This window comes from Pseudomonas helleri, assembly GCF_001043025.1.
Lineage (GTDB): Bacteria > Pseudomonadota > Gammaproteobacteria > Pseudomonadales > Pseudomonadaceae > Aquipseudomonas > Aquipseudomonas helleri.
The window spans coordinates 1-14,374 of sequence record NZ_JYLD01000022.1 but is presented as its reverse complement, the minus strand read 5'-3'; the positions used below and the strand labels follow the sequence as shown (position 1 = coordinate 14,374).

Sequence of the window (14,374 nt, the reverse complement as noted above, 5' to 3'; positions counted from 1 at the left end):
GCTTGGAACAGGGAGGCAGTATGCCCACATTTTGCAGGTCGACTCTTCAGACTTTGTGACAATTTTTTAGGATGCGACGATAAAACCCGGCTAATCCGAGGGCAGGAATTACTGCGGATCAGGTTATGTACTCGGGATTGTTAGCGCTGGCTTCGGGCTTGATCGTGCTGCGCTTTTTACCGGCAATACCCGCCCTTGAGTGGGTGCTGTTGATGCTGGGTGCGGGGCTGCTGCTGTTGGTGGTGCGGGTTTATCCGGCGGGGCTTTTTCTGCTTGGGTTGAGCTGGGCCTGTGTGCAAGGGCAATCGGCGCTTGATGATCGGCTGTCGCCTGCACTGGATGGCCGCACGTTATGGGTCGAGGGGCGGGTGGTCGGTTTGCCTCAGCAGTCCGACGCGGTGGTGCGTTTTGAAGTGCGTGATGCTTATTCGCGACACGCCACATTGCCCTCTACCTTGCGCTTGAGCTGGTACGGCGGGCCGCCGGTCAATAGCGGCGAGCGTTGGCGACTGGCGGTCACTCTCAAACGGCCCAAAGGGCTGCTTAACCCCCGTGGCTTTGATTATCAGGCCTGGCTGTTGGCCCAGCGTATTGGCGCCACGGGCACGATCAAGGATGGCCAGTTATTAGCCCCCGCCCGGCATGCCTGGCGCGATGGCTTGCGCCAGCAGTTATTGCAAGTCGAGGCTAATGGCCGGGCGCCATGGCTGGCTGCATTGGTGATGGGCGACGGTTCAGGGTTAAGCGCTGATGACTGGAAGCTGCTGCAAGCGACCGGCACGGTGCATTTACTGGTGATCTCGGGGCAGCACATTGGCCTGTTTGCCGGGCTGATTTATGGTCTGGTGGCCTTGTTGGCGCGTTACGGTCTGTGGCCACGACGGCTGCCGTGGTTGCCTTGGGCGTGCGGCCTGGCTTTTGCCGGAGCGCTGGGTTACGGCTTGCTGGCCGGTTTTGAGGTGCCGGTACAGCGGGCCTGCGCCATGCTCGGGCTGGTGTTGATATGGCGCCTGCGGTTTCGCCACTTGGGTGTGTGGCTGCCCTTTTTGCTGGCGCTCAACGCGGTGCTGATCATTGAACCGCTGGCCAGCTTGATGGCGGGGTTTTGGCTCTCGTTCGCCGCCGTTGCGGTGCTGATTTTTACCTTTAGTTCACGCTTGGGCCCGTGGAGCTGGCGAGCGGCATGGCTGCGCCCGCAAGGCTTGATCGCGATTGGTTTGTTCCCGATGCTGTGGATTCTCGGGTTGCCCATCAGCCTGTCTGGCCCGCTGGCCAATCTGGTGGCGGTGCCGTGGATTAGCCTGTTGGTGTTGCCTGCGGCGTTGCTGGGCACTGTGTTGCTGCCGGTGCCCTGGGTCGGTGAAGGGTTGCTGTGGGTGGCGGGCGGCTTGCTCAATGGCTTGATTTGGGGGCTGACAGGGCTGGTCGGGACGCTGTCGCCCTGGTTGCCTGCCAGCGTGCCGATCAGTGTCTGGCTGCTGGCGGCGCTCGGTGCCTTGCTGCTGTTGCTGCCTGCCGGGATGGTGCTGAGGCCACTGGGCTGGCCGCTGGTGCTGCTGGCGGTGTTTGCCCCGCAAACGTTTGTCCCGCCGGGCCAGGCAGAGGTGTTGCAACTGGATGTCGGTCAAGGCCTGGCAATCATCGTGCGAACCCGCCATCACACGCTGCTATATGACGCTGGGCCAAAAGTGCGCAACCTTGACCAGGGCGAGCGCGTGGTGGTCCCGGCACTGCAAGCGATGGGCATCGGTACGCTGGACATGATGCTGATCAGCCACGCCGATTCGGATCACGCGGGCGGTGCGCTGGCGGTACAGCGGGCCATGAAGGTTAAACGGGTGGTCAGCGGTGATGTGCCGCTATTGGCCGAACAGCTTCAGGCCAAGCCTTGTAACAGCGGCGAGCGCTGGGAATGGGACGGGGTGAAGTTTGCATTGTGGCAATGGGACGGCGCGACCGACGGTAATCAGCGTTCGTGCGTGTTGCAGATCGAAGCCAGCGACGAACGGTTGCTGTTGACCGGTGATATCAATATCGACGCCGAGCGAGCTTTTCTCAACAGCCCTCTGGCGGTGCCCACGCACTGGTTGCAGGCGCCGCACCACGGTAGCCGCACCTCGTCCTCGATGGTCTTTCTAAAAAACCTGTCACCTTCGGCGGTGTTGATCTCCAGAGGGCATGGCAATACCTTTGGGCATCCGCACCCGCAGGTGATGGCGCGCTACAAGGCGCTGGGCATGGGGATCTGGGACAGCGCCGAACACGGTGCCGTACGCTTTCGGCTGGGCACCTTCGGGGTGGCTGAAAGCCTGCGCGAGCAGCGGCGGTTCTGGCGGGATTAACGTCGACCTTGTGGTAAAGTGGCGCACTTTTTCGAGGGGATTGTCACTGTGTGGGAACTGGTCAAATCCGGCGGCTGGATGATGCTGCCGATCATTCTGAGTTCTGTTGCCGCGCTGGGCATTATTGTCGAGCGCCTGTGGACCCTGCGCGCCAGCCGCGTGACCCCGCCGCACTTGCTTGGGCAGGTGTGGGTCTGGATCAAGGACAAACAGCTGGACAAAGAAAAACTCAAGCAACTGCGCGCTGACTCCCCGCTCGGTGAAATTTTGGCGGCTGGCCTGGCCAACTCTAAGCATGGTCGCGAGATCATGAAAGAGTGCATTGAAGAAGCCGCTGCCCGGGTTATCCACGAGCTGGAACGCTACCTCAACGCCTTGGGCACGATTGCTGCGATGGCGCCCTTACTGGGCCTGTTGGGCACGGTGTTGGGCATGATCGATATTTTCAGCGCTTTTATGGGCACCGGCATGACCACCAACGCGGCGGTGCTCGCGGGCGGGATTTCCAAGGCCTTGATCACCACTGCGGCGGGCCTGATGGTGGGGATTCCTTCGGTGTTCTTCCACCGGTTCCTGCAGCGCCGGGTCGACGAGTTGGTGGTTGGCATGGAGCAGGAAGCGATCAAGCTGGTTGAAGTGGTGCAGGGCGACCGCGAAGTCGACATGGTCGGGAGCAAAGCGTGAAATTTCGCCGCAAGCCACGGGAAACGGTCGACATCAACCTCGCGTCGCTGATCGACGTGGTGTTTATCCTGCTGCTGTTTTTTGTGGTCACCACCACGTTCACCCGCGAGACCCAACTGCGCGTCGACCTGCCCGAGTCGGTCAGCGGCGCCCCCACCGAAGATCAGAACACCAAGCTGCTGGACATCGCCATCAGCGCCGACGGGGTGTTTTCGGTCAACAACCAGTTGCTGCCGAAAAACGATCTGGCAAGCCTGATGGACGCACTGCGTACAGCCTCGGGCGGCGACACCAACCTGCCGGTGTCGATCAGTGCTGACGGCAAGGCCCAGCACCAGTTCGTGATTACGGCAATGGATGCCGCCGGCAAGCTCGGCTTCAGCCATTTGCGCATGACCACCGTTGAGTCGCAGGCGACCCCCTGATGGCCCTGTCTGATCGTTTGTTGCGTGCCTGGTACACCGGGCACCCGCTGCTCAAATTGCTGAGCCCGCTGGAATGCCTGTATCGCCGTGTGGTTGAGCGCAAGCGCGCGCGTTTTGTGGCGGGCGAGGGCGAGATCTATCGCGCCCCGGTGCCGCTGGTGGTGGTTGGCAATATCACCGTGGGCGGCACCGGCAAAACGCCGTTGATCCTGTGGTTGATCGAGCATTGCCAGCGCAATGGCCTGCGGGTGGGCGTGGTCAGCCGTGGCTATGGCGCCAAGCCGCCACAGTTGCCTTGGCGTGTGACCGCGGAGCAACCTGCGGCGCAGGCCGGTGATGAGCCGCTATTGATCGTGCAGCGTACCGGCGTGCCGCTGATGATCGACCCTGACCGCAGCCGTGCAGTCAAAGCCTTGCTCGACAGCGAACCGCTGGATCTGATCCTCTCGGATGACGGCTTGCAGCATTACCGGCTGGCCCGTGATCTGGAATTGGTGCTGATCGACAATGCCAGAGGCTTGGGCAACGGCCATTGCCTGCCCGCCGGGCCATTGCGCGAACCCGCCGAGCGCTTACAGAGCGTAGACGCGGTGCTGTATAACGGCGCCGAACACGATCCGCAGCCGGGTTTTGCCTTTAAATTGCAGCCCACGGCGTTGATCAATCTGCGCAGCGGCGAGCGTCAGGCGCTGGACTTTTTCCCGTCTGGCCAAGCGCTGCACGCGGTGGCCGGGATCGGTAACCCGCAGCGTTTCTTCACCACCCTTGAAGCGCTACACTGGCGGCCAATCACCCATGCTTTCGCTGACCATGCGCCGTACAGTGCCGAGGTCTTGAATTTTACGCCGCCGCTGCCCGTGGTCATGACTGAAAAGGACGCTGTGAAATGCCGCGACTTTGCGTCACCCGACTGGTGGTATCTGGCGGTCGACGCGGTTCCATCAGAGGCCTTTGTCCTTTGGTTTGACCAACAGCTAAAGCGTCTTTTGCCCTAACTCATTTTTACTTTTCGGGAATTCCTATGGACACCAAACTGCTCGATATCCTCGCTTGCCCAGTGTGCAAAGGCCCGCTCAAACTCAGCGCCGACAAAACTGAACTGATCAGCAAGGGCGCAGGCCTTGCCTACCCGATTCGCGATGGCATTCCGGTCATGCTGGAAACCGAAGCCCGTACCCTGAGCACCGACGAGCGCCTGGATAAATGACCCCGACCTTTACCGTGGTAATTCCGTCGCGGTTTGCCTCGACGCGTTTGCCAGGCAAGCCGCTGCAAATGATCGCGGGCAAGCCGATGGTCCAGCACGTCTGGGAGCAAGCCCGTAAAAGCAGCGCCCAGCGTGTGGTAGTCGCCACCGACGATGCGCGCATTGTTGAGGTCTGCCAGGCGTTTGGCGCCGAGGTGGTCTTGACCCGCGCAGACCACGAGTCCGGCACTGACCGTCTGGCCGAAGTTGCCGCACAGTTGGGCCTGGCCAGCGATGCCATCGTGGTCAACGTCCAGGGTGACGAGCCGTTGATCCCGCCTGCATTGATTGATCAAGTGGCCGCGAACCTGGCCGCCCACGCCGAGGCGGGCATCTCCACACTGGCTGAGCCGATTGCAGACGTGGAGCAGTTGTTCAACCCAAACGTGGTCAAGGTGGTCAGCGATATCAATGGCCTGGCCCTGACGTTCAGCCGTGCCACCTTGCCGTGGGCACGGGATGAATTCGCCCAACAGCCCAACGCATTGCCTGCCGGTGTGCCGTACCGTCGCCACATTGGCATCTACGCCTACCGTGCCGGTTTCCTCCAGGACTTCGTTAACTGGGGCCCATGCTGGCTCGAGAATACCGAGCGTCTTGAGCAGTTGCGTGCCCTGTGGCACGGCGTGCGAATCCACGTCGGTGATGTGCTTGAGGCGCCGCCAGCCGGTGTCGATACTCCTGAAGACCTTGAGCGCGTTCGGCGTTTGCTGGAGGGTTAATGCGCGTCCTGTTTGTGTGCCTGGGCAATATTTGTCGCTCACCCACCGCAGAAGGCGTGTTGCGCCAAAAGCTGCGTGACGCCGGCTTGGCTAAGCGCATCGAGGTAGCCTCTGCCGGGACGGGGGGCTGGCACGCGGGCGAAGCGCCGGACGTGCGCAGCCAGCGGGCGGCCAAGCGCCGCGGCTATGACTTGTCGGCGCAACGTGCGCAGCAAGTCAGTGCTGCCGACTTCAATCGCTATGACCTGATTCTGGCGATGGACAAGAGCAATTTGCGTGACCTCAGCGCCTTGCAGCCAGCAGGCGCCAAGGCTGAGCTGGATTTGTTCTTGCGTCGTTATGCAGCGGTCAAGGATGAAGTCCCGGACCCTTATTACGATGGCGAACAGGGCTTTGAGGAAGTGCTCGACCTGGTTGAGCGTGCGTGCGATTTGCTGGTGATTGAATTGAAGGGCCGTTTATGAGTTTGCAGTTGCAGGTTGATGCGTCACTGAAGTCATTCAACAGTTTCGGCGTGGAGGCGCGTGCCAGCCTGTTGGCCGAAGCGCATACCGACAGTGATGTGCGTGAAGCCCTGCACTATTCGGCCGAGCAACAACTGCCGTTGCTGGTGATTGGCGGCGGCAGCAATCTGTTGCTCACCGGCGATGTTCACGCCCTGGTGCTGCGCATGGCCAGTCGCGGTATTCGGGTGCTTGCCGACGATGGCCAGCGCACCGTCGTCGAGGCCGAGGCGGGGGAGGTCTGGCACGCTTTTGTGCTGTGGACATTGGAGCAAGGGTTATCCGGCCTGGAAAACCTCAGTTTGATCCCCGGCACCGTGGGCGCCGCACCGATGCAAAACATTGGCGCGTATGGCGTCGAGATCAAGGACGTGTTCGAGGGTCTGACAGCCCTGGACCGCCATACCGGCGAGTTGCGCGAGTTCAGCCTGGCCGAGTGCGAGTTTGGCTACCGCGACAGCGTGTTCAAGCAGCAGCCGGGCCGCTGGTTGATTTTACGCGTGCGTTTTGCTCTTAACCGCGCTGAGCGTCTGCATTTGGAATACGGCCCGGTGCGCCAGCGTTTAAGCGAGCAGGGCGTTGAGCAGCCCACGGCCAGAGATGTAAGCCGGGCCATCAGCAGCATTCGCAGCGAAAAACTGCCAGACCCTGCGGTGCTGGGCAATGCTGGCAGCTTCTTTAAAAACCCGCTGGTGTCGGCACAGCAGGCGGACGAGTTGAAGCTCGCCCACCCGGGACTGATCGGTTATCCACAGGCCGATGGCCAGGTCAAACTGGCGGCAGGCTGGTTGATTGAAGCCGCAGGCTGGAAAGGCTTTCGCGAGGCGGATGCCGGTGTGCATCGCTTGCAGTCCCTGGTGCTGGTGAACTATGGCGCGGCCACCGGCTTGCAGTTGCTGGCCCTGGCGCAACGCATTCAGGCCGATATCCAGGAGCGTTTTGCGGTGCAACTTGAGATGGAACCCAACGTGTATTAAGGGCGGCAGTCTCGCTGGCTGATTTCACGCCCACGCAGGCTTGGTGTGTATCCCACTGTTTTTCAGGTCTGGACGAGTCATGAAGCAACTACCCGCGTGTGCGTTAGCGATAACCTTGGTGACGTTGACCGGCTGCATGACGGCCCCGCCAAGGGACCAAAACAACCTGTGCAACATCTATCGCCAATACCCGGCCTGGTACAAGGATTCGGTGGCGATGCAGACACAATGGGGCACGCCGCCCAACGTGGCCATGGCGATCATGAAGCAGGAAAGCAGCTTTGTGGCCGACGCACTTCCGCCGCGCGCCTACCTGCTGTGGGTAATCCCGTGGGGTAGGGTCAGCCCGTCCTATGGTTATGCACAGGCCCAGCCGCCCGCCTGGAAAGACTTTGAGCGGGCGATGGGTCGCTCAGGTTCGCGGGACAACTATGCTGACGCCATCATGTTTATCGGCTGGTATACCGCAGGTACTCAGCGTCAGCTGGGGATTTCCAAGTGGGATGCCTATAACCAGTACTTGGCGTATCACGAGGGGCGCGGCGGTTTTACCCGTAACACCTACCGTGGCAAACCCTGGTTGATGCAGGTGGCGCGCAAGGTTCAGCAGCAATCGCAAACCTATGGCGCGCAACTTGCGCAGTGCCGCGACGAACTGGAGAAAGAGCGCCGCTCGTTCTGGTTTTTTTGATTGCACAACAGAATAAAAAAAGCCCCGCCAGTTCAGAACTGGCGGGGCTTTTTAGTGGCCGGCAGAATTAGGCGAGGGGTTTAGACTCGTGTTCCTGTTCCGTGGCTGCTGCTTTCGCGGCGGCTGCTTCAGCTTCACGCTTGCGGCGGCGTACTTCACGCGGGTCGTTAGGTGCACGACCGTTGCTCGGTGCGCTGACAACCGGCGCTGCAGCTACCACTTCAACCACTTCAGTGGTTTCGACCACTTCAACCGGAGCCGGTTGTGCCACAACGGCTGTCTCGACGACGGCTGCTTCAGCCACAACCACTTCAGCCACTGGCTCAGCGACTGGCGCTGGAGCGGCCTCGACAATGGCAGGCTCGGCAACTGGCTCGCGGACAACACGGGCTTCCTTGACGTGCTCAGGCGCTTTCTCGACAACTGGTGTCTCGATTACCGGCGCTTCTTCGCGTGGCGCTTCTACTGCCGGGGCTTCGACAACGGCTTCAACCACAGGCTCTGGCGCGGCAATGACCGGTGTTTCGACAACCGGAGCAGGCTCGGCAGCTGCCTTGACTTCAGGTTCAGCCTGCACTGCTGGCACTTCAACTTCTGGTGCCTTGATCGCTTCAACCGGTGCAGTTGCTTCAACAACAGGCGTTTCAACAACCGGGGCTTCAACCACTGGCTTCTCAACAACCGGCGCTTCAACCGCTGGGGTTGGCACGATGGCCACTTCAGTGGTTTGCGCTTCTACCGCTGCCACGGTTTCGGCGGGTGCCGATTCCTGAACGGCTTGGGTGGCACGTTCAGCTTGCTCGTTGGCCTGGGCTTCAGCAGGAGCGCTGATGGCCTGGGTGTGAGCGGCTTGTTGTTCTGCGACTTGCTCGGCAGCGACTTGAGGTGCGGCAGCAGCGTTTTCGGCGGTGGCTTCTTCGCTGTTTTCTTCCGAGCCTTCAATCACGTTGCCGTTGGCATCGCGTTGACGTTCACGGCGGTTGCTGCGACGACGCTGACCACGGGAGCGACGACGTGGGCGATCACCCTCGTTGTTGTCCTGGTTGTCGTCCTGCGCCTGCTCTTCGTTGGTCGCGACTTCTTCGTCTTCAGCAGCCGGTGCTGGAGCCTGGGTTTCGCGTGGTGCACGTTCTTCACGTGGTGCGCGAGGCTGACGCTCTTCGCGCGGCGCACGGGCCGGACGTTCTTCTTCGGTCGCGACAACGGCAGCAGCTGCAGCCACTGCCGGGGCAGCGTCCAGAGGCTCGCGCAGTTCGCGAACACGCTCTTCACGCTCGCCGCGTGGCTTGCGTTCTTCACGTGGTGGGCGAGGTGCGCGCTCTTCACGTGGCGGACGCGGTGCACGTTCTTCGCGAGCGGTGGTTACGGTTGGGGCTTCTTCACGCGGCTCACGCAGTTCGCGCGGGGCGCGTTCTTCACGAGGTGCGCGTTCTTCGCGCGGAGCACGCTCTTCACGTGGCTTGCGCTCTTCGTCACGGCGACCGTTGCGGTTACGGTTTTGCTGGCGGCCATTGCGACGCTCTTCGTTGCGCGCAGGGCGCTCGGTAGCCGCCGGTTTTTCTACCACGGCAGGCGCAGCAGGCTCTTCCTTGGCAGCGAACAGGTTAACCAGCGACTTCACCAGGCCTTTGAACAGGCTTGGCTCGGCGGCTTTTGCTGCCGGTGCGGCAACCGGTGCGGCTGCTTCGGTCGGTACTGGAGCCGAGGCGCGGGCCGGTGCAGTTTTAACGGCAGCTTCCTGACGAACCAGGGTGCGGGTCGCAGCGGCTGGCTGGACTTCTTCCACTTCGGCAGCAGCGGCAGCAATTTCGTAGCTGGACTGGTTGTTGTTGGCTTCCGGGCTGTCATCACGCAGGCGCTGAACTTCGAAGTGCGGCGTTTCGAGGTGATCGTTCGGCAGGATGATGATGCGTGCGCGGGTGCGCAGTTCGATCTTGGTGATCGAGTTGCGTTTTTCGTTGAGCAGGAACGCTGCAACCGGGATCGGCACCTGGGCGCGAACTTCGGCAGTGCGGTCTTTCAGGGCTTCTTCTTCGATCAGGCGCAGGATCGCCAGCGACAGCGACTCAACATCACGGATGATGCCGGTGCCGTTGCAACGCGGGCATACGATGCCGCTGCTTTCGCCCAGGGATGGACGCAGGCGCTGACGGGACATTTCCAGCAAGCCAAAGCGCGAGATGCGGCCTACTTGTACGCGGGCGCGGTCGGCTTCCAGGCACTCGCGGACTTTTTCTTCCACGGCGCGCTGGTTTTTGGCTGGGGTCATGTCGATGAAGTCGATGACGATCAGACCGCCGATGTCGCGCAGGCGCAACTGACGGGCGATTTCTTCAGCCGCTTCAAGGTTGGTTTGCAGGGCGGTTTCTTCGATATCGCTGCCTTTGGTGGCGCGCGCCGAGTTGATGTCGATGGACACCAGGGCTTCGGTCGGGTCGATAACGATGGAGCCGCCGGAAGGCAGTTCGACGACGCGCTGGAAAGCGGTCTCGATCTGGCTTTCGATCTGGAAACGATTGAACAGCGGAACGCTGTCTTCGTAGAGTTTGATTTTGCTGGCGTACTGCGGCATCACCTGGCGAATGAAGGTCAGGGCTTCGTCCTGGGCTTCAACGCTGTCGATCAGCACTTCGCCGATGTCCTGGCGCAGGTAGTCGCGGATGGCGCGGATGATGACGTTGCTTTCCTGGTAGATCAGGAACGGCGCGGAGCGATCCAGCGAGGCTTCTTTGATGGCGGTCCACAGTTGCAGCAGGTAATCGAGGTCCCACTGCATTTCTTCGCTGCTGCGGCCCAGGCCTGCAGTGCGCACGATCAAGCCCATGTCGGCAGGGGCGATCAGGCCGTTCAGGGCCTCGCGCAGTTCGTTGCGCTCTTCGCCTTCGATGCGACGGGAAATGCCGCCAGCACGCGGGTTGTTCGGCATCAGGACCAGGTAACGGCCAGCGAGGCTGATGAACGTGGTCAGGGCTGCGCCCTTGTTGCCGCGTTCTTCTTTTTCGACTTGCACGATAACTTCCTGGCCTTCGCTCAGGACGTCCTTGATGTTTACGCGGCCTTCAGGGGCTTTCTTGAAGTACTCGCGGGAGATTTCTTTAAGGGGCAGGAAGCCGTGGCGCTCAGAGCCGAAATCGACAAAGGCAGCCTCAAGGCTGGGTTCGATGCGAGTAATACGGCCTTTATAAATGTTGGCTTTCTTTTGCTCGCGGGCACCGGACTCAATGTCCAGGTCGTAGAGGCGTTGGCCATCTACCAGTGCAACGCGCAACTCTTCGGGTTGAGTTGCGTTAATCAGCATTCTTTTCATGTTGTACCGTCGGTTTCCGGGCTACCGGAAACGGCGTTCGGCACACACGACTTCTCATGGTCGGTGTCAGGTGCGTCAGGAGTAGTTGGCCACTCCAGTGTCCAGCGAGGTTCGACCAATGGGGGCGAAGTCGCGACTTACGCTTCCTGCTTGCTGTGGTGACTTAATAAGCACTCAGTCAGGAGGAGGAATCAACCAGCGGCTGTGGACGAGATGAAGCGTCTTGATAAAGCCTATTGCTACACAGTCCGGCGGTTGTGCATCTCCACCCTACACGTATCCTTGATAATTCGGGTGCTGCCGCGCGCAGAATCCGCAGCGGGTTGGCATTTACCGTGTTCTCCAAAAGGGGAGTTCACGCATCATGGCTAATAAAGGCGATGGTTTCCGAAACAATCGCTCGAAAAACCCGAAGCTGACTGCACTTTGTGAACTGGCCGTGAATATCGGCGTAAAAGGCGAGTTTGCACTCTGCTTTCCAGGCTCGCTTCAGGCCTCATGTCACCTGCGCTTGTTACAACTCCAAGTGTTCCGTATGCAGCAAAAGCCCCGTAGGACGGCCTTCCGTCCTCGTGAAGAGCGTTGGTCAGGGTCGGTTATTCACCGTTATACCGCTGTCCAGGCCGCTTTTGGCGGCGTTCGCGACTATAGCAGTAATGATTAAGTGCTTCAATTCCATAAAAAATTGTTATCATCCGCGCCATGACGACGACTACCCCCCCGACCCCCAGCGTTCAGCTGCTTGAGGTCACGCCGGAATATGCCGGCCAACGCATCGATAATTTCCTCCTCACACGGCTCAAGGGTGTTCCCAAGACCTTGATTTACCGCATTTTGCGTAAAGGCGAAGTGCGCGTGAACAAGGGTCGGATCAAGCCTGAGTACAAGCTGCAGGCGGGCGATATTGTGCGCGTGCCACCCGTTCGGGTGCCTGAGCGCGATGAGCCTGTGCCAGTGGCGCAAGGTTTGTTACAGCGCCTTGAAGCGGCCATTGTCTACGAAGACAAGGCGCTGATTGTGCTCAATAAACCCGCTGGTATTGCGGTGCACGGCGGCAGCGGCTTGAATTTTGGCGTGATTGAAGCCTTTCGTCAGTTGCGTCCGGAAATCAAAGAGCTTGAGCTTGTGCATCGCCTGGACCGTGATACTTCCGGCCTGCTGATGATTGCGAAAAAGCGCAGCATGTTGCGCCATTTGCACGAAGCCTTGCGCGGCGACGGTATCGACAAGCGCTACATGGCGCTGGTGCGTGGGCGCTGGGAAACCTCGATCAAGCAGGTGCGTGCGCCGCTGATGAAGAGCAATCTGCGTTCGGGCGAGCGCATGGTCGAGGTGAACGAGGAGGGCAAGGAATCTGTGACCGTGTTCAAGGTGCTGCGCCGTTTCGGCGACTTTGCCACCATGGTCGAGGCCAAGCCGATCACCGGGCGTACCCACCAGATTCGCGTGCACACGCTGCATGCGGGGCATTGCATTGCCGGTGACACCAAGTATGGCGATGAAGACTTCTCTAAAGAAATTCGTGATCTGGGCGGCAAGCGTTTGTTCTTGCATGCCTACATGCTGACCGTGCCGCTACCGGACGGTGGCGAATTGAAGTTACAGGCTCCGGTTGATGACATGTGGGCCAAAACAGTGGAGCGTCTGAGTGCTGAGTGAGTACAAGCTGCTGATCTTCGATTGGGATGGCACGCTGGCTGATTCCGTGGGGCGGATTGTCATGGCGATGCGAGTCGCCGCGCAGCGCACAGGTCGTCCTGAACGCGATGAAGCGTCCATTCGCGGGATCATCGGCTTGGGTTTGCCCGAGGCCATCCTGACGCTTTATCCGGACATGGCTGAGCCAGAAATGGTTGTTTTTCGTCAGCATTACGCTGACGTCTATATCGCCATGGATGAGCAGCCTTCACCGTTGTTTGCAGGGGTGGCTGACACCCTTGAGGCGTTCCGGGCTGACGGCTACCGTTTGGCCGTTGCGACGGGCAAGGCCCGTCGCGGTCTTGATCGTGTGCTGAAGGTGCATGGTTGGGAGCGCTTTTTCGACGTTACCCGGGCGGCAGACGAAACCGCCAGCAAGCCGAACCCTTTGATGCTCAATCAGATCCTCGCCCATTGCGATGTGCCGCCGAGCCAGGCGTTGATGGTCGGGGATGCGTCCTTTGACCTGCTGATGGCGCGCAATGCCGGTATCGACTCGGTTGCGGTGAGCTATGGTGCTCAACCAGTGGAACGTTTGCTGACGTTTGAACCGCGCCTGGCAATTGATAAGTTTCCCGAATTGCGTACCTGGCTAGGTCGGCAGGTTAAATAAAGTCTTTGCAGGGGTAGAGCATGGTTGATCAATGGAAGGCGCCTGCTGAAGGCGAGCCGACAGTCGGTGATGATAAAAGCTGGAAGCTGCTGGAAAAGACTTTGTTGGCGGGTGTGCAGGAGCAGCGTCGCGCGCGCCGCTGGGGCATCTTTTTCAAGTCGCTGACTTTCTTGTATCTGATTGCGATGCTGTTTTTGTTTACGCCGCTGATGGACATGGAGCGCAGTGCAACCAAGGGCGCCGGTTATACCGCGCTGATTGATGTGCAGGGCGTGATTGCAGATAAAGAAGCTGCCAGCGCCGATAACCTGATCACCAGCTTGCGCGCTGCATTTGATGATCCCAAGGTCAAAGGTGTGGTGTTGCGTATTAACAGCCCTGGCGGCAGCCCGGTGCAATCGGGTTATGTGTACGACGAGATACGTCGTTTGCGTGGCCTGCATCCGGACACCAAGGTGTATGCGGTGATCTCTGATCTGGGTGCTTCGGGTGCGTATTACATTGCCAGTGCGGCCGATGAAATCTATGCCGACAAGGCGAGCCTGGTGGGTTCGATCGGTGTGACGGCGGCAGGTTTTGGCTTTGTTGGGGCGATGGAAAAGCTGGGGGTTCAGCGTCGCGCCTACACTTCGGGTGAGCACAAGGCTTTTCTTGATCCGTTCGAGCCTGAAAAGCCGGATGAAACCAAGTTTTGGCAGGGTGTGCTGAACGTTACCCATGAGCAGTTCATTGCCAGCGTCAAGCAAGGGCGTGGCGATCGCTTGAAGGACAAAGATCACCCTGAGTTGTTCTCTGGTCTGGTCTGGACCGGGCAGCAAGCCTTGCCGCTGGGGCTGATCGACGGCTTGGGCAGTGCCAGTTCGGTGGCGCGTGATGTGATCGGTGAAAAAGAGCTGGTCGACTTCACTGTGCAAGAATCGGCACTTGATCGCTTCTCGAAAAAGCTGGGTGCCGGCGTGGCTGAGAAACTGGCCATGTGGATGGGCTTTCAAGGCCCGACACTGCGCTGATCGTTAAGCACCAAAAAACCGGCCTGAATGGCTAATGCCAGTCAGTTAAGCTGACTGGCATCTTTATTTTCGGGTCGGATATTTTGCTGGGCGCTGCTTCACTGCTCGCGGGAACCACCGATCAGGTCGCCGATGGGGCAAAACATACTGCGGCGC

The 14,374-nt window shown here is 60.0% G+C and carries 14 protein-coding genes; 13 read left to right on the top strand and 1 reads right to left on the bottom strand.

Features of this window, described 5'->3' with window-relative positions; all coding sequences use genetic code 11:
- Positions 1 to 125 precede the first annotated feature (125 nt).
- The 9 genes from TU84_RS23950 to TU84_RS23910 all read left to right on the top strand — a co-directional run bounded on the left by TU84_RS23950 (position 126) and on the right by TU84_RS23910 (position 7,590).
- A complete protein-coding gene (locus tag TU84_RS23950) occupies positions 126 to 2,342 on the top strand; it encodes a DNA internalization-related competence protein ComEC/Rec2 (RefSeq protein ID WP_048373634.1) in 2,217 nt (738 codons plus the stop codon).
- A gap of 48 nt (positions 2,343 to 2,390) precedes the next feature.
- On the top strand, positions 2,391 to 3,026 hold the full coding sequence (locus TU84_RS23945) for a MotA/TolQ/ExbB proton channel family protein (RefSeq protein WP_048373695.1): 636 nt from the start codon (positions 2,391 to 2,393) through the stop codon (positions 3,024 to 3,026).
- The gene (locus TU84_RS23940; protein WP_048373632.1) at positions 3,023 to 3,451 is read left to right on the top strand and encodes an ExbD/TolR family protein; all 429 of its coding nucleotides are present in this window, start codon (positions 3,023 to 3,025) and stop codon (positions 3,449 to 3,451) included. Before TU84_RS23945 ends, TU84_RS23940 begins: the two co-directional genes overlap by 4 nt.
- Positions 3,451 to 4,446 carry a tetraacyldisaccharide 4'-kinase gene (gene lpxK, locus TU84_RS23935; protein ID WP_048373629.1) on the top strand — a complete coding sequence of 332 codons (996 nt, stop codon included), beginning with the start codon at positions 3,451 to 3,453 and terminating at the stop codon, positions 4,444 to 4,446. The genes TU84_RS23940 and lpxK overlap by 1 nt, the downstream gene beginning before the upstream one ends.
- Positions 4,447 to 4,472: 26 nt before the next feature.
- Positions 4,473 to 4,658, top strand: a complete 186-nt coding sequence (locus TU84_RS23930) for a Trm112 family protein (protein WP_003442540.1) — start codon at positions 4,473 to 4,475, stop codon at positions 4,656 to 4,658.
- The gene (gene kdsB / locus TU84_RS23925) at positions 4,655 to 5,419 is read left to right on the top strand and encodes a 3-deoxy-manno-octulosonate cytidylyltransferase (RefSeq protein ID WP_048373625.1); all 765 of its coding nucleotides are present in this window, start codon (positions 4,655 to 4,657) and stop codon (positions 5,417 to 5,419) included. Before TU84_RS23930 ends, kdsB begins: the two co-directional genes overlap by 4 nt.
- Positions 5,419 to 5,883 carry a low molecular weight protein-tyrosine-phosphatase gene (locus tag TU84_RS23920; protein ID WP_048373623.1) on the top strand — a complete coding sequence of 155 codons (465 nt, stop codon included), beginning with the start codon at positions 5,419 to 5,421 and terminating at the stop codon, positions 5,881 to 5,883. Before kdsB ends, TU84_RS23920 begins: the two co-directional genes overlap by 1 nt.
- Entirely contained in the window at positions 5,880 to 6,899 is a 1,020-nt protein-coding gene (gene murB / locus TU84_RS23915; protein ID WP_048373621.1) for a UDP-N-acetylmuramate dehydrogenase, read from the top strand. The genes TU84_RS23920 and murB overlap by 4 nt, the downstream gene beginning before the upstream one ends.
- A gap of 79 nt (positions 6,900 to 6,978) precedes the next feature.
- Entirely contained in the window at positions 6,979 to 7,590 is a 612-nt protein-coding gene (locus TU84_RS23910; protein WP_048389051.1) for a transglycosylase SLT domain-containing protein, read from the top strand.
- A gap of 67 nt (positions 7,591 to 7,657) precedes the next feature.
- Here TU84_RS23910 and rne read toward each other — a convergent pair whose 3' ends face one another.
- Complete coding sequence (gene rne, locus TU84_RS23905) at positions 7,658 to 10,888, bottom strand: ribonuclease E (RefSeq protein ID WP_048373619.1); 3,231 nt, start codon at positions 10,886 to 10,888, stop codon at positions 7,658 to 7,660.
- Positions 10,889 to 11,261: 373 nt separating this feature from the next.
- Between rne and TU84_RS26165 the strand changes: the two genes are divergently transcribed.
- Genes TU84_RS26165 through sppA form a run of 4 tightly spaced genes read left to right on the top strand, consistent with a single transcriptional unit; the run spans position 11,262 to position 14,218 of the window.
- On the top strand, positions 11,262 to 11,561 hold the full coding sequence (locus TU84_RS26165; protein ID WP_148070699.1) for a hypothetical protein: 300 nt from the start codon (positions 11,262 to 11,264) through the stop codon (positions 11,559 to 11,561).
- Between the two features lie 38 nt (positions 11,562 to 11,599).
- The gene (gene rluC, locus TU84_RS23900; RefSeq protein WP_048373618.1) at positions 11,600 to 12,556 is read left to right on the top strand and encodes a 23S rRNA pseudouridine(955/2504/2580) synthase RluC; all 957 of its coding nucleotides are present in this window, start codon (positions 11,600 to 11,602) and stop codon (positions 12,554 to 12,556) included.
- Positions 12,546 to 13,208, top strand: a complete 663-nt coding sequence (locus TU84_RS23895; RefSeq protein ID WP_048373616.1) for an HAD-IA family hydrolase — start codon at positions 12,546 to 12,548, stop codon at positions 13,206 to 13,208. The genes rluC and TU84_RS23895 overlap by 11 nt, the downstream gene beginning before the upstream one ends.
- A 20-nt stretch (positions 13,209 to 13,228) precedes the next feature.
- Positions 13,229 to 14,218, top strand: a complete 990-nt coding sequence (sppA, locus tag TU84_RS23890) for a signal peptide peptidase SppA (RefSeq protein WP_048373614.1) — start codon at positions 13,229 to 13,231, stop codon at positions 14,216 to 14,218.
- Positions 14,219 to 14,374: the final 156 nt, after the last annotated feature.